Raw genomic sequence first — 18,117 nt, forward strand, 5'->3', positions numbered from 1 at the left:
CATGAAAAAGGCGGGAAATTTTCCCGCCTTTTCGGTCCCTATCGCCTGATCAATGCAGGCGGCCGCTGGCGTGTGCAAGCATCGTATAGACCTTGCCGGTGTCCGACGTCAGGTAGGTCTGCGCCATCATGTTGTCGCGGTCGTTGCGCGACACGTCCTTGAGCAGTTTTTCGAAATCGTCGCAGTAACGGTCGACGGCGGCGCGGAACTCCGCCTCCATCTGATATTTGCGACGGATCTCGTCGAAAGTCTGCTGACCCTTCAATGTGTAGAGACGCCGCGTGAACACGTCGCGCTCGCCGCGCCGGTAGCGGTCCCACAGCTCGATCGAGGCGTCGTGATCGATGGCGCGGGCGATGTCGACGGAAAGCGAGTTGAGCGACTCCACGACATGAAGCGGCGAGCGCTGGGCAGGGGCCGAGCGTGGCGCTTCCGAAGGTGCCGCGGGCTTGGCGCCCTCTTCGCGCGATGCCCCGGTCAAGAGATCGCGCACCCAGCCGCCCTGCGGCGTACGGCCATTGGGGTCGCGCTGGCGCGGCGCCGTCTCAGCCGGGCGTTCCAGGTCGAGCGTGCCGCGCAGTGCGGTGTCACCCGATGGCGCCTGCGGGCCAAGAGGCTCCGGTTGCGGGCCTGGAGGACGGCCCTGCGGCTCAGCGGCGCGCGCGGCAGGCGCTTGCGGCGCAGGACGCAGGTTGCGCGGCTCCGAGGAGTCGGTGTTGCGGCCCGATTTCGCAACGATATCCGAAAGTTCCTTCAGCGCGTTGATCTGCTCGGAAACGGCGCGGCGGATGGCCGTGGTCGATTCCTTTGCCTCTTCCGGCATCTCGATGACGCCCTTCTTGAGCTCGGCGCGGGTGAGGTCGAGCTCGCTCTTGATCGAGCCGGCGGTGCGCCGCATCTCCTCGGTCGCGTCGGCGAAGCGCTTCGTTGCCGAATCGACGACGTCGGAGATGGCGGTACGGATCTTGTCCGCCGACTCCAGCGTCTTGCCTTCGGCGTTCTGCAACGTCTGGCCGACCAGATCCTCGAACGAGCGCATGACCTTTTCGAGATCCTCCGACTTCTTGACCAGGCCGACGGCGAGGTCCTCCAGCGACGATTGCCTTTCCAGCGTGTGTTCGAGGTTGCTCTGGGCCGAGCTCAACAGATCCGAAGCACTGGACAGCAATCGGCTGTGCTCGTCGAACTTGGTGGCGATCGAGGCAACCTCGCGCAAGGTCGCGGATGACAGCTCGGTAAGCCGTGTCGTGTTCGAATCGACCAGGCGTGCCGAACTGGCGAAGGTCTGCGCGGCTTTTTCCGTCGTCGCCGCAAAGCTTTGCGTGCTGCCGGTCAGGCGTTCGTCGACTTGGCCGAGATTGGCCGCCGCCTGCTCGATCAACTGACCGAGCTGCGAGCTCGAGGTGCTCATGCGGCCGATGAGATCGGCGACACTGTCGGCGAGCGTCGAGCGCGCGCCTTCGACGGCCGACAATGTTTCGGCCGTGCGGCTGGCGAGCGCATTGACGAGGGTGGCGTTTTCACTGCGCAGCTTCTCGGTGGCGCGTTCGGTCACCTCTTCCATGCTCTTTTGCAGTTCCGAGCCGCCCAGGGCGAAGCGCTCGACCAGCGGCCGTGCCGTTTCGTCGAGGATTTTCGAGATCTCGGCCGAACGTGCCGCAAGCATGGTGTTGAGCTCGCGGGTGTTAGTGCCGATGGTCTTCGCCGCGTCGTTGGTGCTCTGGCCGATATGCTGGCCGACCGCAGTGAAGGTTTCGGCGATCGAGTTGGCACGCGAAATAAGTTGCGCCTCAGCGGTCGAAACCTGCTCGTTGAGCTTCTGGCCTATCGTTTCGGTGGTGTAGACGAGACGGTTTTCGACGCCGGCAACCTGCTCCTCGACGCGAGCCGCCGCAGCCGCCGCGCTGGATGCCAGGCGCTCGTCGGCGCCGGCGAGCGCCTGCTCGATTTCACGGGCGTGGACGGCCAGTTCCTGACCGGTCTGCCTCGCACGTTCGGCAACCCGCTGCTCGGTGCTGGCAAACGCCCCGACGATGCTGTCGGCATGTTCTCCGATCGTCGACGTGCTGTCGGTGATGCGGGAAACCAGACGGTGATCCGCCTCGTCGAAGATACGGCCGATCTCGGATGCTCGGGCCGCCAGCGCCTCCGAACCTTCGGCGATGCGCGAGATCAGCTGCTGGTCGGCGGCATCGAAAATGCGGCCAAGGTCCGATGCCCGCGCTGCTAGCGCTTCGGCCGATTCGCCGATGCGCACGCCGAGCCGTTCGTCGGCGCCTTCGAAATTGCGCAGGATGTCGCCGGCGCGTGCCGCCAGCGACTGCGCCGTTTCGACCGCGCGGGCAACCAGCTTCTGGTCCGCCGCATCGAATGTACCGGCGATCTCGCTGGCGCGAGCGGCCAGCTGGTCGGCTGTTTCCTGGGCGCGCGTCAGCAAGGAGTTCGATGTGTCGTCGACACGGGCCATGATTGCGCTGGATGTATCCTCGGCGCGGGCAATGAGCGTGCTCGACGTGTCTTCGGCACGTGCGGCGAGGCGGCGGTCCGCCTCCTCGAAGGTGCGGGCGATATCCTCCGCCCTGGCGAGCAAGGCGGCCGAGGTCTGCTCGGCACGTTCGGCGATCTTGCGATCGGCGTCGCTGAACGCCGCGCCTGCCTGCTCATGCAGCGCGCTGGTGACTTCCATGACCTTTTCACGCAGCGCTCCCGCAACGAAGACGGCGCTCTTTTCGAGCACGCTGCGGACGTTGTCGACACCGGTCGACAGCGCGCGCTCCATGGTTGCGGCGCGCTCCTCAATGATGCCGGTCTGGCGGCTGAACGCCTGCTCGATCTTTTCGACGTCTGCGGCAATGGCGTCCGAGATATCGGTGCTTCTGGCGGCGATCTGGTCGATATGGCCGGACAGGGAACGGTCGACTTCCTTGCGCGTATCGGCGAGCTTGGAGAGATCGTCCTCCAGCGCACGGGTCAGCGCGTCGCGGCCTTCGCCCAGTTTGCCGACATGCCCGGCGATGATGTCGTCCACCTCGCTGCGGCTCGTCGCAATTTTCTGCAGGTCTGCTTCCAGCGCACGTCTGAGGATGTCGCGGCCCTCGGCCAGTTTCTCGACTTGGCCGGCAACCAGCCCGTCGATGCTCGACCGGCTTTCCGCCAGTTTGGCGAGGTCGTCTTCAAGCGCCTTGGACAGGATCGAGCGGTCCTGGATGAGCTTCTCGGCATGGCTGTTTACAAGACCGTTGACGCTGCCGAGATCGGCTTCCAGCGCCTGCGCAAACTGTGCGCGATTGTCGGTCAGCTGCTGGGACTGGTCGGCGACGACACTCTTGATGGTGTGGAGGTCTGCTTCCAGCGCACGTCTGAGGATGTCGCGGCCTTCGGCCAGCTTCTCGACCTGGCCGGCAACCAGCCCGTCGATGCTCGACCGGCTTTCCGCCAGCTTGGCGAGGTCGTCTTCAAGCGCCTTGGACAGGATCGAGCGGTCCTGGATGAGCTTCTCGGCATGGGTGTTTACAAGACCGTTGACGCTGCCGAGATCGGCTTCCAGCGCCTGCGCAAACTGTGCGCGATTGTCAGTCAGCTGCTGGGACTGGTCGGCGACGACACTCTTGATGGTATTGAGGTCTGCTTCCAGCGCACGTCTGAGGATGTCGCGGCCTTCGGCCAGCTTCTCGACCTGGCCGGTAACCAGACCATCGATGCTCGACCGGCTTTCCGCCAGCTTGGCGAGGTCGTCCTCAAGCGCCTTGGACAGGGTCGAGCGGTCTTCCGCCAGCTTTTCGGACTGGCCTGCTATGACGTCATTGATCGTATTGAGATCGGATTCCAGCGCGCGCTTGAGGATGTCGCGGCCCTCTGCCAGCTTCTCGACCTGGCCGGTAACCAGACCATCGATGCTCGACCGGCTTTCGGCCAGTTTGGCGAGGTCGTCTTCGAGCGCCTTCGACAGGATTGAACGATCCTCGGCGAGCCTGTTCATGTGATCGGAGATAAGGCCATTCAGGCTCTGCAGGTCGGTTTCCAACGCCTTGGAGAGCTGACCACGATCTTCCGCCAGCTTTTCGGACTGGCCTGATATGACGTCCTTGATCGTGTTGAGATCGGATTCCAGCGCGCGCTTGAGGATATCGCGGCCTTCGGCCAGTTTCTCGACCTGACCGGCGACCAGCCCGTCGATGCTCGATCGGCTTTCCGCCAATTTGGCGAGGTCTGCCTCGAGCGTCTGCGAAAGCAGGCTGCGATCGTCGGCGAGCCTGCCCGAATGGTTCTCGATCAAGCCTCGGATGTCGGACAGGTCGCCTTCAAGCGAGCGCGAAAGCAGGCTGCGGTCTTCCGCCAGTTTGGCGGAATGGCCCTCGATAAGATCCTTGATGCCGACAATGTCGGTTTCCAACGCCTTGGCGAGTATGGCGCGACCTTCGGCGATCTTCTCGACCTGACCGGCGACCAGTCCGTCGATGCTGGCGCGACTGTCGGCCAGCTTGCCGAGATCGGCCTCGAGGGCGCGTGAAAGAATGCTGCGGCCTTCGGCGAGCTTGCCAACATGGCCGGCAACCATTTCGTCAATGATCGTACGGGCTTGTACAAGTTTTCCGGAGTCTTCGTTCAATGCTTGTGAAAGCCTGTTGCGGCCCTCTTCGAGCCTTTCGAGATGGCTGCCGAGCGAAGCATCGATGGCGGCGCTTGACTCGTTGACCTTGCGCAGATCCTCTTCGAGGGCGCGCGAGATCAGGTTGCGGCCTTCGGCAAGCTTCTGCACCTGGTCGGTGACGGCCGCGTCGATGCCGGCGCGGCTTTCGGCGAATTTCGCAAGATCGGCCTGCATTGCCGCCGCCATGCGTTCGCGGCTTTCGGAAAGCTTGCGGCTGTGGTTCTCGACGGCTTCTTCGATGCCGACGCGGGCATCGGCAAGCCGCTGGATGTCGGCGTCGAAGGAGCGCGACACCACATGACGGGCCGCTTCCATGCGCCCGGCGAAATCGCCTGCGCGTGCTTCGAGCATGGACGAAGTCGACGAGACAATATCGGCCATGTCGGCGCCGATCTGGGTCTTGCCCTGATCGATCATCGCCGACAGCGTCTCCTTGCTCTCCTGGAAGGTATGGGCGATTTCGCGCGCGCGCTCGACCAGCGTCTCGTTGATCTGGCGTGCGCGGGCCTCGAGTGCGGCGTTGAGCTTCTGGGTGCCGGTGTCGAGCGCTTCGGCGCGGGTCTGGAATTCACTGATCAGCGCTTGGCCGCGTTCGGCCAGCGTCCGCTCGATGCCGTCAAGGCTGGCTTCAAATTCGGAGTTGAGCGTGCGCGCGGCGCCGCCGAGCAGCGATACCATGCCGGAGGTCCGATCGTCGAGCAGATCGGTCAGCGACCGGGTGAGGCCGTCGGTCGTGTCCGTCAGCTTGGCGATGCGTGTATCGAGAAGACTGGCGAAGGCTTCGCCGGAGGTCGACAGCCGGTCCGTGATCGACTCGAGCCGGCCTTCCACCGAATCGAAGATCGACAACGAGCTTTGGTTGATCCTGTCGATCAGCGTGTCGCCGGAATTGGTGATGGTCATCGACAGGTTGGTCGAGGCGTTGAGAATGCTGTCGCGAATGATGTCGCTGGCAGCCCCGATTTCGTCCTTCAGCGTCTCATGCGCGCCGGTGATCGAGGCGCGCACGCGTTCGGCGTGAGTGACCACCGCTTCGCGCTCGCTGCCCAGCCCGTCGACAAGCGAGCGGATGCGCGATTCATTCTCCGAGTAGGAGCGTTCGATCTGGTTCACCTCGCTGTGGACCAGGGTTTCGAGCTCGACGGCACGCGCAAGCGTGCGCTCGATGCCTTCACCCATGGCCGCCACCTCGCGGCGGACGGCTTGCCCGATCATCATGACGCGATCCTGGGCAATATTTTCCGGCTCGGTCAGGCGGAAGGCCACTTCCGTCATCGACTGAGCCGCGATGCGCATTTCCTGCGCGCGGCGGATCATGGCTGCAAACGCCCAGAACAGGAGGACGGGCAGGATCGCAGCGATCGCCAGGCCGATCAGTTCGGGACGGGCGAAGAACTGGCCGGGCGTGCGGATTTGCCAGATGCCTGGTCCAAACAGCAGGTTGGCCAATGCACCGGCGCCCGCGATCCAGGCAAGCGAAACGAGCGCCACGATCCAGTAGATCGTGTTCGAGGCACGCCGATTGAGGGTGTGCAGCAGCGTTTTGTAGTCTTTTTGACGCGGGTCATTGGCTGGCGTGAAACCGGCCGGCTGGCCATTGCGCGTTTCCAAAGAGCGCAGTTCAGCCGGCTTGGCCATTGCCGCGGGCTTTGCTTTCTGGTCCTGGTTGGCAGGCTCCGTCTGTAGGCTCCAGTTGGCGGGCTCGGCATTCTGTCCCTGGTCGGCGATAGGCTCGGCATTCTGGCTCTGGTCGGCGACAGGTTCGGCATTCTGGTTACGGCCTTCGCGGGCCAACTCGTCGGCAGCCTGCGATATCTGCGCTTCCAGATCTTCCATCGACGCTGCGATGTCGAGGTCGCCGCCGGCATCGCCGCTCAGATCGATATCAAGTGCTTTTTCGAGTTCCCTGGCTACGTCGTTGTCGAGCGTTCTTGTCGTCGATGTTTTCTTCGCCATGCCTTCGCTACCCTGTACAAGCTGCCGCGGGACTTATTGATTCTGCTTGTCGTGTCCCACGCAAGAGGCTGAAAATGGACCTGTCGTATCGTAATGACACACCGGGGTAAAGAAAACATGCATTCGGCGCGATACGTAAAACTTTAAATATAAGGTTAACAGAACTGTGATTCCGGCGCCGTTATCGCAACATTTTTCCGGGCCAATCATTAACCCGTCGTCCACAGGATGGGCCTATTTTTTGCGGCTGGAAGAACGGAGTTGCAGATTCATGCGTGGCGAAAACGGCATTGCCTTCTCGATGCCCGGCGGCGACGTGTCGGGAACGGCCGGGTCGCGGCCGGTGGACCTGGCGCACCTGGCGCGCCAGACGATGGGCGACCGCAGCCTCGAGCAGGAGGTGCTGGCGCTGTTCGTACAGCAGGCGCTGTCGGTTCGCGACAGGATCGTCGACGCCGATGTGAGGCAAAGACTGCTTCTGGCGCACGGGCTGAAAGGTTCGGCGCGCGGCGTCGGCGCCTTCGCTATTGCCGATTGCGCCAGCGCGATCGAACTTCAACCTGAAGATATCAATACCCTCAAGCGGCTTGGCGCCCTGATCGAAGAAGTCCGCGATTTCGTCGCCGCCATCAGCCGTTAAACCGATTTCCGAAAAAAAACGGCATAGAGCGCCGCTTTCGCGCGGCAGTTGACTTGTCTGCCGGAGTGATTATCTCGGCTGGGACTCCCTTCAGGTGACAAATGACCAAGCTGACCTTCATCGCCCATGACGGCACACATTTTGACGTGGATGCCGAAAACGGCTCGACCGTCATGGAGAACGCGATCCGCAACGCTGTGCCGGGGATCGAGGCCGAATGTGGTGGCGCCTGCGCCTGCGCGACCTGCCACGTCTATGTCGACGAGGCATGGACGGCGGAAGTCGGCGAGCCGGAAGCGATGGAGGAGGACATGCTGGACTTCGCCTACGACGTCCAGCCGAACTCACGGCTTTCCTGTCAGATCAAGGTGCGCGACGCTCTCGACGGGCTGGTTGTGCGCGTGCCCGCCCGCCAAGGCTGAAGCGTGAAGGCTGAAGCGCTAGATATAGCCGATTTTTCCGGCTCCGGCTTGGCAGCGGGCCAATGGTCATGCAGTGTCGCGCCGTTCTCTACAGCGCCGCGCGTTCTCTCGGACGCGCAAAGGACGCTGTAGCACCGTGATTTGGCGCATGATCCCCAGCAAAAATCGATTTCGATTTTTGCGGTCGTGCGCATCGAAGGCGCATTCATGACCGATATCACCAAGACGGACGTATTGATTGTCGGGACGGGGCCTGTCGGCCTGTTCGCCGTGTTCGAACTCGGCCTCTTCGACATGAAATGCCATCTGATCGACATACTCGATCGGCCCGGCGGGCAATGCGCCGAACTCTATCCGGAAAAGCCGATCTACGACATTCCCGGCTGGCAATCGATTTCGGCGCAGGGCCTAGTCGACAGACTGCTTGAGCAGATCGCGCCGTTCAAGCCCGACTTCACCTTCAACCGCATGGTCTCAAGCCTCGAAAAGCTCGAGGACGGCAGCTTTCGCGTGATCACCGACGAGAACGAGGTGTTTGAAGCCAAAGTTGTGGTTATCGCCGCCGGCGGCGGCTCGTTCCAGCCGAAGCGGCCGCCGATCCCGGGCATCGAGCTTTATGAGGGCAAGAGCGTCTTCTACTCGGTTCGCCGGATGGAGGAATTTCGCGGCCACGACCTCATCATCGTCGGTGGCGGCGATTCGGCGCTCGACTGGACGCTGAACCTGCAGCCTGTGGCCAAGAGCGTGACGCTGGTCCACCGCCGGCCGGAGTTTCGCGCGGCGCCCGACAGCGTCAACAAGATGTACGCCATGCAGGAGATGAAGGAACTGGATTTCCAGGTCGGGCAGGTGACGGGATTGTCCGGCGCCGACGGCCAGCTTTCCTCCGCGACCATCAAAGGCCCCAGCGGCGATATCGAGGTGCCGTGCACGCGGATGCTGCCGTTCTTCGGCCTGACCATGAAGCTCGGACCGATCGCCGAGTGGGGGCTCAATCTTCATGAGAACATGATCCCGGTCGACACCGAGAAATTCCAGACGTCGGTACCGGGCATCTTCGCCGTCGGCGACATCAACTGGTACCCCGGCAAGCTGAAGCTGATCCTGTCGGGCTTCCATGAGGTCGCCCTGATGGCCCAGGCAGCCAAGCGCATCGTCAGCCCCGGCGAGCGCATCGTATTCCAGTATACGACGTCGTCGACCAGCTTACAGAAGAAGCTCGGCGTCGCCGGCTGACGCCCACTCTTACTCCACGAGAATCGATCTTATCATCTGGCCTGAGCTAACCCGGCAGCCGGCCGTTCTCGATGCGCTCCATGCGATAGCGCAGCAGCCGCAGGATACGGCTTTCGAAATTGATTGTCTCGACGCGATCGAATTGCATCTGGGCCTGGTCGTGCTTGGCAAGAATAGCGGCGGCGACTTCCGCGGCCTTGGCCTTGGCCTCCTGGCAAGTCTTCTGCGGATAGGTCGCCTTCAGCGCATCCTCGAGGTCGCGGGCATGGTTCTTGGCGATCTCGACATGGCGGTCCTCATGGCGCTTGATGTCGGCGGACAATGTATCCCAAAACAGCCTTACGCCCGCATCAGCCTTGCGCGAGCGGCGCCACTCGGGAAGGATCACCTTGACCTTGAGAGTGACGTCGGCGTCAGCAATCGCGCAGGAATTCGATTTTTCCGCATAGCTGACGCGGGTGGTGAACGCCATCTGCGTGGCGCCTGGATGCCGCATCCCGGTGCTTTTCACCTGAGGTCCAAGTTTCGTAAGCTGGGATCCGATATCATCGAGCGTTCTGCCGCCGATGCTGAAGTAGCTATATGTCTTTACCAAACTCGCCGTGCCCGCCGGCAAGGCAGAAAAAGCGAGCATCAGGGCGCAAAGCAGTGATCGTTTCATCATGTTGCCTCTTTGCCTACCATGCGCTACGGCCGCTGCCGGCGCAACGGAATTGATCTTTGGCGGATCACACATGATTGATGGACAATGACGACACGGCGATGGCAACTGGCGCATGGGCGTCATCTCGACCTTGGCGGCAAGGCGGTGATCGTCGGTATCCTCAATGTCACGCCGGACAGTTTTTCCGACGGGGGACTGTTCGTTGCGCCCGAACAGGCGATGGCCCAGGCCCGCCGGATGGTGGAAGAGGGCGCCTCCGTCATTGACGTCGGTGGAGAATCGACACGTCCCGGCGCATCTCCGGTAGCCGTCGAGGAAGAGCAGGCCCGCGTGCTGCCTGTCATCGAGGCGCTCGCCAGGCTTGGCAAGGCGCTGATTTCGGTCGACACCTATCGCGAGGACACTGCCCGGCTTGCCGTCGCTGCCGGCGCCCATATCGTCAACGATGTCTGGGGCCTGCAGCGCGAACCGGGCGTCGCGCGGGTCGCTGCCGAGACCGGCGCCGGGCTGGTCATCATGCACACCGGACGTGACAGGCAAAAACTGCCCGACGTGATCGAGGATCAGTTTTCCTTCCTCAGCAAGTCACTGGAAATCGCCCGGCGAAGCGGCGTTGCCGACGACCAAATCGTGCTCGATCCGGGCTTTGGCTTCGCCAAGGAAACAGCGGAGGAAAATCTCGACCTGATGGCACGGTTTTCCGAACTCGATGCCTTGGGCTTTCCACTGATGGCGGGTACGTCGCGAAAGCGCTTCATCGGCGCCGTCACCGGCCGCGACGCCTCGGCCAGGGGTGCCGGAACGGCGGCGACGAGCGTCATACTGAGGCTCAAGGGCGCGCAGCTTTTTCGCGTCCACGATGTCGCAATCAATGTGGATGCGCTGGCGCTTGCCGATGCTATGCTGGCGCGTGAAACCACCGCATAGGCTCGAAAATCAAAATCGATTTCCGGCAGGATGCGTCGATTTAAGCGTTAGAGCGTAGTTTGTGCGTCCAACTGGACGCACCTCGCTCTAATCGAGCGGGACGCTGAGCGATGTATGTCATACGCATGAAGAACTGCGCTTTCTTCGCCCGGCACGGCGTGCTGGATGAGGAGGAGACGCTCGGCCAGCGCTTCTATGTCGACGCCGCGCTCACCGTCGAACCCGGCCGCGCGCTGGTCGACGATTCCATCGAGGATACCGTCCACTATGGTGTCGCCTTCGGGGTGATCGAAAAGATCATAACCGGGGAGAGGCGTTTTCTGATAGAAGCGCTGGCGCTGGAGGTGGCCCGGGCGCTGACGGCCCGGTTTCCCCAGATCAAAAAGGCCGAGATTACCGTGCGCAAGCCGAACGCTCCGGTGCCCGGTGTGCTCGATCATGTCGAGGTGACCGTTGTCTGGCCCGAATAATACTGTCTACCTCAGCCTTGGCGGCAATCTCGGCGACCCGGCAAGGTCGATGGGCGCGGCGCTGCGCATGCTGGACGCCGACGAGAACGCGCGCGTCGTTGTCGTCTCCTCGCTTTACCGCACGCCGCCCTGGGGCAAGCTCGACCAGCCGGATTTTCTCAATGCGGCTGCCGAAATTTCGACTGTGCTCGCACCACATGCTTTGCTCGATCTCTGCCTCGATGTAGAGCGCAGGCTGAAGCGGGTGCGCGAGGAGCGCTGGGGTCCACGCCTGATCGACATCGACATTCTGGTGTTCGGCGATCGGATTATCCACGAAACCGGGCTGGAAGTGCCACATCCGCGCATGCTGGAGCGCGCTTTCGTTCTGGCGCCGCTGGCCGAGATCGCGCCTGACCTCACCGTCGACGGCAGAAGCGTGGCGGAGCGGCTTGCCGCTCTCGACAGCGCCGGCATCGAGCAATTGCCGTCCGGCCGGGATTGGTGGCTGACCTAAACGGCGTGTTTTCAAATGGAACCGCTGCGCTGCTCTATCTCTTTGTTTACGCATTGGATTTAACCGAAAGCCGCTTCGCACCTTTCGCTCCGATGCACTGAGCTCAGCCGGAAAATCCGCCGCCGTCGAGGAACACCTGTTCCTCCGGCGTCGTCTCGCGGCCAAGCATCCTGTTTCGATGCGGAAAGCGGCCGAAGCGCTGAATGATCTCCAGGTGCTCGACCGCATATTTCAGATAAGATTGGGCTTTGGCGGTAGTGAGGTCCACTGATTTGAGCTGGTCGGCGAGATGCTCCGAATGCTCATAAGGCAGATAGAGGAAGACGCGCAGCTCTTCGTCGAGCGCCAGATCCTGGCCGGCGGCGATCGCCTTCTCGGCAAAATGCCTTGCCAGCGGGTCGGTCGCATACATATGGCCGGTGCCGCGAAAGCAGTTTCGCGGGAACTGGTCGAGCAGGATCATCAGCGCCAGTGAGCCTTCGGCATGCTCCGACCAGTCGTCGCATTCACGCCGCGCGGCAGCGTAGTGCAGGTCGAGAAACCGATTGCGGAACTCCGCGTCGAAGGCGTCATTCTTCTCGAACCGTGCGTCTTCCCCAGCGTCACGCCAGAATTTGGTGACGGAGAGCGCGCGCTCGTCCAGTTCGATCATCTGTTTGCTCCAGGTGTTAAATCCGCAGGCTCGGATTTATGCAGAACGCCGGCGGTTTCTTCATTGAGCGCCTGACCGGCGTGGCGTGGCTGGCTGAGCGGTGTCGGAATCGGCGTGCCGATATTGCCCTTGAGGAAGCGCGCTCCGGCGCGAACGCCTTCGGCGAGCTGCAGCTCGAAGCGGGCGGCATCGCGGTGGCGGACGTCCTCGATCACGTCGGCGACTTCCTCCGGGTCGACGCCCAGCGCTTCCAGCGTGGAGCCGCCGAAGACAAGCGCTGATTCGAAGGTTTCGCGAATCTGGAAATCGACGTCGGCACGTATCAACTGGAGTGCGGTTCCGCGGTCGAAAGCGCGTGCCAGCACGGTCAGCAGGGGAAACTCCGCCTTGATGAGCTTTGCGATGCGGACCGCGACATCGGGTTTGTCGACGCAGATCAACACGGCGCGCGCGCGGCCAGCGCCTGCGGCACGCAGAATGTCCAGCCGCGTGCCGTCGCCATAATAGACCTTGAAACCGAAATCGGCCGCCGCCTGGATCATCTCGACCTCATTGTCGATGATCGACACATCGATCCCGCGCAACAGCAGCGGCTGGCTGGCGATCTGGCCGAAGCGGCCGAAGCCGATGATCAGCACGCTGCCGGTAAGGCCATCGGCGATGTCGACGCCTTCGAGCGACTGCTCGTCGCGCGGCGTCAGATACCGCAATGCCAGAATGGCCAGCGGTGTCAGCACCATGGAGATGATGACGATCGCCGTCAGGGTCGCGTTAGCCTGGCTGTCGATGATGCCGACCGCCGCGGCTGCGGAATAGAGAACGAAGGCGAATTCGCCGCCTTGCGCCATGAAGACGGCACGCTCGAGCGCTTCCCGGTGACCGGTCTTGAGGATGCGGGCGACGAGATAGATGCCGATCGCCTTTATCACCATGTAGGCGACGACGTAGATGACGACAATCCGCCAGTTCTCGATGACCACATGCAGGTCGAGCGACATGCCGACAGCGAGGAAGAACAGCCCGAGCAGCACACCGCGGAACGGTTCGACATCGGCCTCGAGCTGATGGCGGAAGGTGGATTCCGACAACAGCACGCCGGCCAGGAAAGCGCCCATCGCCATCGACAGGCCGCTGAGCTGCATGGCAAGCGCCGACCCCAGAACCACCAGAAGGGCGGCTGCGGTCATCACTTCGCGGGCGCGGGCGTCCGCCAGGATGCGAAAGAACGGATTGAGCAGATAGCGCCCGGCCAGCACCAGCCCGACGATGGCGGCAAGGCCGATGCCCACCTCCATCAGCCGCTGCGTCAAGCTCATATCGGCGCCGCCCGGCGCTAGGAAGGCGATCAGGGCCAGCAGCGGCACGATCGCCAGGTCCTCGAGCAGCAGGATGGAGACAATGCGCTGGCCTTTGGGCGCGGCGATCTCACCGCGCTCCTCCAGAAGCTGCATGACGATCGCCGTCGAGGTCAGCACGAAGCCGGCGCCGGCGACGAAGGATTGCGAGACCGGAAAACCTCCCGCCAGTCCGACGCCGGTCAGCAACAGCGCGCACACGCCGACCTGCAATGCCCCAAGGCCAAAGATCTCTCGCCTGAGTCCCCACAGCCGCGACGGTTGCATCTCCAGCCCGATGATGAACAGGAACATGACGACGCCGAGCTCGGCGACGTGAAGAATCGCTTCCGATTCGGAAAAGATGCCGATGCCGAACGGGCCGATGACCACGCCGGCAGCCAGATAGCCGAGAATGGAGCCAAGCCCCACGCGCTTGAAGATCGGTACGGCGACAACACCTGCGGCGAGCAGCGCCACCACGTGGATTAGATCGCTGCCCGCTGCTTCTGCCGCCATGCCTGCCGTCCCGTTCTCTCTAGGGGCCGCCGCACGTGCTGCGGCATCGAGCGGCCAAGATAGGGGCTTCGGCTGAAATCGAACAGTCCGAATCCGGAAACTGGTGCAGCAGCGTTGCAGGCGCGCTCCACAGCTTTATGCACCCGCTGCGTTGAATGTTGCAGCAATCGGGCGCTAAGGACGCGCGGCTTTGGCCGTGAAGGGCGGACGACGATCAAGTCGGCCGCCTTTTTTGAGGGAGACGACTGACATGTAGATTTTTTTGCTTGTTGCCGTTGGCATCGCGGCACTCGCCGGATCGGCCTGCTCGAAGGCGCCGGACTGCACGACCGAAATGCTGTCCAAGAAAGCTCAGGACATGACTGCAGCCCTTCAGGAGGCCGTTACCAAGGATCCGGCCAAGGCAGCCGACCTCACCGCCAAGGTCCAGGCGGTCATAACCAAGTATCAGGGCACGACGACGGCGGACGAGGCCTGCAAGGCCTATGACGAGTTGATCACCGCCATCAAGGGCTGAGCATCGATCGGAGTTTTGGAGAAAGCGGTGGCGGTGGCTGCCGCTTTTTTGCAACTAGAGTAGAGCGCCGCCTATCGGACGTGCAAAAGGTCGCTCAGTTCGGCGCTATGGAGCCGACTTCGACTGTATCGACGCGCTTCAGGTTCATGCCAATGACCGGCACTAATTGCTGGTCGACGCGCACCGCAACCGTCACCGTCATCGAATTGTCGTTGGGGACAAGAGCCTGCATGACGCCGCGCAACTGGTTGCGGTTGATGGTGAAGACGACCTTGTTGGCGCTGACCACGTTGCCGCCGATAATGTCGAGGCCGGAACCGGCAGCACCGCCCATGAAGCTGCCCTTGTAGCCCTCGCGGCCTTTGTGCTGGATCGTCGCCGACATCTGCTGGGTGAACATGCCGACCCGGCAGCCGCCGTCGAGCGACATGCCGATCTTGCCGTCTGGTGTCGAACCGGTGAAATTGCAGGTGAATTTCGTGCCCTTGTATTTGCCGGCGACGATTTCCCCCGGGCCGACCCATTCGCCTTCCACCGATTGAAAGAACTTCTTGTCCCGTTCTGCTGCAAAGGTCTTTTCGGCCATGCCGGCAGTTGTTGAAACCGCGACCGCCATTGGCAGGACGCTAGACAAGATCACGCTTTTCATCGACGACACCCGGCAACAAAGAGACTGTTTGGAACCCGTCCGACCATGAACAAGATTGGTTAATGCTTCGTCACCGCTAGCGCATGGCTCCGAAAATCGGAAGCGATTTGCGCTGGGATCATGCGCGAATCAAAGTGCTTCAGCGTCCTTTTCGCGCCCACTAGACGTGCGGCGCTGGAGATAGTTGTCAATTGTCGGAAGCCGATGTTTCCTTGTGCTTTTTCGTTGCAAACGATGTCAGCGCGGACAGGAAATCACCCATGCCGGGGCGTCTCGTGGCGCTGAAGGGCAGGGGCCTTGCGGTCTCCATGGCAGCAATGCCGATGCGCGCTGTCATCATGCCGTTGACGACACCTTCGCCAAGCTTGGCCGAGAGCCGAGCAGCGAGGCCATGGCCGACGATCTGCTGAACGAAACTGTCGCCGACGGCAATCGAGCCGGTCACCGCCAGATGAGCGAGAACGCTGCGCGCCAGCCGGAAGAACCCCAGCGTGCCCGGCCGGCCGCCATAAAGTTCCGACAGCCGGCGAATCAGCCGGCCCGCTTCGAACACGACATAGGCGACGTCGACCAGAGCGCGAGGGCTGACCGCCGTCACCAGCGACACACGCTTTGCCGCTTCGAGGATCATCACCTTGGCGCGCGCATCGAGGGGGCCGAGGATTTCGGTCTCGGCCAGGCGCACCAGATTGCCACCGTCGATGATCTCGTCGCGCAAGTCTGCCAACGCACGTCTGCCGGCCGCGGTTTCGGGTTTGGCCGCGACAAAGGCCGAGAGTTCGTCGACCACGGCGCGAGCGGCCTTCGGATCGTCGCGGGCAATGGCGTCGAGTGCCCGCTTCTGTAGCTTTTCGACCTCGGCGAGGCGGGCGATCGCCAGGAATTCGCGGACGAGGATGACCAGAAGCGCCAGCACCGCGATCACGGCCATCCCGGCGGCAAGCCAGCCCAGCCATTCGGCACGTGCGAACAGATCGCGAATCAGCTGATCGGTCCAAAGGCCGAGGGCCAGCGAAACCAGAACGCCCAATGCGCCGAACAACAAGCCACCTGATATCGAACGCTTACGCGGCGCGGTCGCCGGCGGCGGTTCGGCGGCGATAATATCTGGCTCGTCGAAAACGTCGATTTCCGCCGGAGTGACGACGGCAAGATCGGCCTTCGCGGCGCGTGGCCTTCTGGCCGATGGAGCGTCGGGCTGCCGCAAGGCTGCCCGTTCTTTTGGCGCGGCTTCCGGCTCGATGCGAAAAGCCGCCGGCTTGCGGGGCGCGGTCATGCCAGACGATCTCCGATCAGGAACTGCAGGGCGCGGTCGAGCCTGATATGCGGCAGCGACAGCGTGACGCCTTCAGCCGTGCTTTCGAGCTTTGGCGGGCGAAAGCGCACGAAGCGGATTGCCGGGTCATCATTACTTTGTCGACGGTCTGGACTTTGCCGATGGTCTGGGCTCTGCCGATTGTCTGGCCCAGAGACTTCGAACACCGTGTCAATTTTCTCTGGTAAGTCACCGGGAAATATGGCTGTTTCGGTTCTTCCATCAAATGTTTCGCCGTTGATCTTTTCACCTTTCAACGGTGTGCCAATGATGACCGGCAACGTCTCACGGCCTTGCTTGACCGTGCCTTCCCGGGTCGCGCGCACCGCCGCCAGGGCAACTACGTCGACATCGGCGCCGGTGAAATTCGCCCGCGCCACGGCACGGTCGGCGAGCCGCCGCACGATCGCCTGCAGCCGGTCGTGGCTTTCGTGGTGCAGATGGTCCGCCTTCGTCGCCGCTACCAATATGCGGTCGATGCGCCTTGAAAAAAAGTCGGTCAGGAAATTGCCGCGGCCGGGGCGGAAACATGCGAGGATTTCGGTCACAGCACGTTCGAGATCGGCCATGGCGCCGGGGCCCGCGTTCAAGGCCTGCAGGGCGTCTATCACCACGATCTGACGGTCGAGGCGCGTGATGTGCTCCCGGAAGAACGGCTTTACGACATATGTCTTGTAGGCCTCGTAGCGCCGCTCCATCATCGCCTGAAGCGACCCGGAACGCGCCCGCCGCTCACTCAGGCCCGGCAAGGGCGCGAAGGTCAGTGCCGGCGAGCCCTCAAGATCGCCGGGCATCAGGAAACGGCCGGGTGGCAGGGTTGAAAGCGCCCGCTCGTCGAGCTTGCATGCCTTGAGATAAGCGGCGAAGCTGTCGGCGAGGCGGCGCGCCGTCATCTCGTCGGCGTCCGCATTCGGATCGACCGTTGCCGAGAGCGCGCGCCATTCCTGTGAAAGGTCGACGCGCACCGGCAGCACGGCCATCTCGAAGGCTTCGCGTGAGAAATCAGCGTAGGATTTGCCGAGCAGCGGCAGGTCGAGCAGCCATTCGCCGGGATAGTCGACGATATCGAGCGACAATCTGCCCGATGAAAACATGCGGCTCCAGCCGGAGGCCGATTCATATTCGATGGTGAGCCTCAGCTCGGAAATGGCACGTGTCGAATCCGGCCACAGGCGGTCGTTGACCAGGGCCGCTACGTGATCCTCGTACTGGAATCGCGGTACGGCGTCATCCGGTTGCTCTTCGAGGAAGGCACGGGCGATGCGTCCCGATTTCTGCGCCGCGAACAGTGGCAAGCGCCCGCCATGGATCAGATTGTGGACAAAGGCTGAGATGAACACTGTCTTGCCTGCGCGGGAAAGGCCAGTGACACCCAGCCGCAGCGATGGCGAAAAAAGCCCGGTAGCGCGCCCCGACAGCGTATCCAGGGCAATCTTCGCCTCGTCGGTGAAAGTGGTCAGCGATGATGCCAAAATGCGTCTCTCGGGGCTTCGGTACGACCCGATATAGACGCTGCCGCCTAGTGTGGCGAATCCGAAATTCGCAGTACCTTGGAGCAGCGCAGTGAGCGAATTTCGGATTCTAAGTCACACCAGCAAATCATTGAATTCGCGCATGAACCCGAACCATAGGTTCGGAAAAGATCATGCGCAAAATTGAGTTCTACAGC

General features: G+C 62.4%; 15 protein-coding genes. 7 read left to right on the forward strand and 8 right to left on the reverse strand.

Annotation, left to right across the window (positions count from 1 at the left end; all coding sequences use genetic code 11):
- Positions 1-49: 49 nt before the first annotated feature.
- Positions 50-6,607, reverse strand: a complete 6,558-nt coding sequence (locus tag AC0NIE_RS20610; RefSeq protein WP_473487094.1) for a kinesin — start codon at positions 6,605-6,607, stop codon at positions 50-52.
- Positions 6,608-6,878: 271 nt separating this feature from the next.
- Here AC0NIE_RS20610 and AC0NIE_RS20615 point away from each other — a divergent pair, with 271 nt between their 5' ends.
- From AC0NIE_RS20615 to AC0NIE_RS20625, 3 genes are all read left to right on the forward strand, one after another.
- Positions 6,879-7,247 carry an Hpt domain-containing protein gene (locus AC0NIE_RS20615; RefSeq protein WP_473487093.1) on the forward strand — a complete coding sequence of 123 codons (369 nt, stop codon included), beginning with the start codon at positions 6,879-6,881 and terminating at the stop codon, positions 7,245-7,247.
- Between the two features lie 101 nt (positions 7,248-7,348).
- Positions 7,349-7,669: a 2Fe-2S iron-sulfur cluster-binding protein gene (locus AC0NIE_RS20620; protein WP_006334837.1), complete on the forward strand. Its 321-nt coding sequence runs from the start codon at positions 7,349-7,351 to the stop codon at positions 7,667-7,669.
- A gap of 207 nt (positions 7,670-7,876) precedes the next feature.
- A complete protein-coding gene (locus tag AC0NIE_RS20625; RefSeq protein WP_473487092.1) occupies positions 7,877-8,905 on the forward strand; it encodes an NAD(P)/FAD-dependent oxidoreductase in 1,029 nt (342 codons plus the stop codon).
- Between the two features lie 46 nt (positions 8,906-8,951).
- Here AC0NIE_RS20625 and AC0NIE_RS20630 read toward each other — a convergent pair whose 3' ends face one another.
- Positions 8,952-9,569 (reverse strand): DUF922 domain-containing Zn-dependent protease, encoded by a 618-nt coding sequence (locus tag AC0NIE_RS20630; protein WP_123145937.1) that lies wholly within the window; start codon positions 9,567-9,569, stop codon positions 8,952-8,954.
- Positions 9,570-9,653: 84 nt separating this feature from the next.
- On the opposite strand from AC0NIE_RS20630, the gene folP reads away from it, so the two are divergent.
- The 3 genes from folP (at position 9,654) to folK (ending at position 11,462) form a co-directional block, all read left to right on the forward strand.
- Positions 9,654-10,496: a dihydropteroate synthase gene (gene folP / locus AC0NIE_RS20635; protein ID WP_473487091.1), complete on the forward strand. Its 843-nt coding sequence runs from the start codon at positions 9,654-9,656 to the stop codon at positions 10,494-10,496.
- Positions 10,497-10,606: 110 nt separating this feature from the next.
- On the forward strand, positions 10,607-10,966 hold the full coding sequence (gene folB, locus AC0NIE_RS20640) for a dihydroneopterin aldolase (RefSeq protein ID WP_123145775.1): 360 nt from the start codon (positions 10,607-10,609) through the stop codon (positions 10,964-10,966).
- Positions 10,950-11,462, forward strand: coding sequence for a 2-amino-4-hydroxy-6-hydroxymethyldihydropteridine diphosphokinase (gene folK, locus AC0NIE_RS20645; protein ID WP_473487090.1), 513 nt, complete (start codon positions 10,950-10,952; stop codon positions 11,460-11,462). The genes folB and folK overlap by 17 nt, the downstream gene beginning before the upstream one ends.
- 103 nt (positions 11,463-11,565) lie before the next feature.
- Here the strand turns inward: folK and AC0NIE_RS20650 are convergent, their stop codons facing one another.
- The 3 genes from AC0NIE_RS20650 to AC0NIE_RS20660 all read right to left on the reverse strand — a co-directional run bounded on the left by AC0NIE_RS20650 (position 11,566) and on the right by AC0NIE_RS20660 (position 14,312).
- Complete coding sequence (locus AC0NIE_RS20650) at positions 11,566-12,114, reverse strand: DUF924 family protein (RefSeq protein ID WP_473487089.1); 549 nt, start codon at positions 12,112-12,114, stop codon at positions 11,566-11,568.
- The gene (locus AC0NIE_RS20655) at positions 12,111-13,967 is read right to left on the reverse strand and encodes a monovalent cation:proton antiporter-2 (CPA2) family protein (protein ID WP_473487088.1); all 1,857 of its coding nucleotides are present in this window, start codon (positions 13,965-13,967) and stop codon (positions 12,111-12,113) included. Before AC0NIE_RS20655 ends, AC0NIE_RS20650 begins: the two co-directional genes overlap by 4 nt.
- A gap of 174 nt (positions 13,968-14,141) precedes the next feature.
- A complete protein-coding gene (locus tag AC0NIE_RS20660) occupies positions 14,142-14,312 on the reverse strand; it encodes a hypothetical protein (protein ID WP_473487087.1) in 171 nt (56 codons plus the stop codon).
- A 13-nt stretch (positions 14,313-14,325) separates the two neighbouring features.
- Here AC0NIE_RS20660 and AC0NIE_RS20665 point away from each other — a divergent pair, with 13 nt between their 5' ends.
- On the forward strand, positions 14,326-14,484 hold the full coding sequence (locus AC0NIE_RS20665) for a hypothetical protein (RefSeq protein ID WP_473487086.1): 159 nt from the start codon (positions 14,326-14,328) through the stop codon (positions 14,482-14,484).
- Positions 14,485-14,578: 94 nt separating this feature from the next.
- Here the strand turns inward: AC0NIE_RS20665 and AC0NIE_RS20670 are convergent, their stop codons facing one another.
- The 3 genes from AC0NIE_RS20670 to AC0NIE_RS20680 form a co-directional block, all read right to left on the reverse strand.
- Positions 14,579-15,133, reverse strand: a complete 555-nt coding sequence (locus AC0NIE_RS20670) for a hypothetical protein (protein ID WP_473487085.1) — start codon at positions 15,131-15,133, stop codon at positions 14,579-14,581.
- Positions 15,134-15,320: 187 nt separating this feature from the next.
- Positions 15,321-16,409, reverse strand: a complete 1,089-nt coding sequence (locus tag AC0NIE_RS20675) for a YcjF family protein (protein WP_473487084.1) — start codon at positions 16,407-16,409, stop codon at positions 15,321-15,323.
- Positions 16,406-17,920, reverse strand: coding sequence for a YcjX family GTP-binding protein (locus AC0NIE_RS20680; RefSeq protein ID WP_473487083.1), 1,515 nt, complete (start codon positions 17,918-17,920; stop codon positions 16,406-16,408). Before AC0NIE_RS20680 ends, AC0NIE_RS20675 begins: the two co-directional genes overlap by 4 nt.
- Between the last annotated feature and the right edge of the window lie 197 nt (positions 17,921-18,117).

This window comes from Mesorhizobium sp. WSM4842 (genome assembly GCF_055901575.1).

Excerpts from the sequence above, each read along its gene's own strand:
- folP (WP_473487091.1), top strand. The coding sequence starts at position 9,654 with ATGACGACACGGCGATGGCAACTGGCGCATGGGCGTCATCTCGACCTT.
- AC0NIE_RS20655 (WP_473487088.1), bottom strand. The coding sequence starts at position 13,967 with ATGGCGGCAGAAGCAGCGGGCAGCGATCTAATCCACGTGGTGGCGCTG.
- AC0NIE_RS20625 (WP_473487092.1), top strand. The coding sequence starts at position 7,877 with ATGACCGATATCACCAAGACGGACGTATTGATTGTCGGGACGGGGCCT.
- AC0NIE_RS20665 (WP_473487086.1), top strand. The coding sequence starts at position 14,326 with ATGACTGCAGCCCTTCAGGAGGCCGTTACCAAGGATCCGGCCAAGGCA.
- AC0NIE_RS20630 (WP_123145937.1), bottom strand. The coding sequence starts at position 9,569 with ATGATGAAACGATCACTGCTTTGCGCCCTGATGCTCGCTTTTTCTGCC.
- AC0NIE_RS20620 (WP_006334837.1), top strand. The coding sequence starts at position 7,349 with ATGACCAAGCTGACCTTCATCGCCCATGACGGCACACATTTTGACGTG.
- AC0NIE_RS20610 (WP_473487094.1), bottom strand. The coding sequence starts at position 6,607 with ATGGCGAAGAAAACATCGACGACAAGAACGCTCGACAACGACGTAGCC.
- AC0NIE_RS20650 (WP_473487089.1), bottom strand. The coding sequence starts at position 12,114 with ATGATCGAACTGGACGAGCGCGCGCTCTCCGTCACCAAATTCTGGCGT.
- folB (WP_123145775.1), top strand. The coding sequence starts at position 10,607 with ATGTATGTCATACGCATGAAGAACTGCGCTTTCTTCGCCCGGCACGGC.
- AC0NIE_RS20615 (WP_473487093.1), top strand. The coding sequence starts at position 6,879 with ATGCGTGGCGAAAACGGCATTGCCTTCTCGATGCCCGGCGGCGACGTG.
- AC0NIE_RS20670 (WP_473487085.1), bottom strand. The coding sequence starts at position 15,133 with ATGAAAAGCGTGATCTTGTCTAGCGTCCTGCCAATGGCGGTCGCGGTT.
- AC0NIE_RS20675 (WP_473487084.1), bottom strand. The coding sequence starts at position 16,409 with ATGACCGCGCCCCGCAAGCCGGCGGCTTTTCGCATCGAGCCGGAAGCC.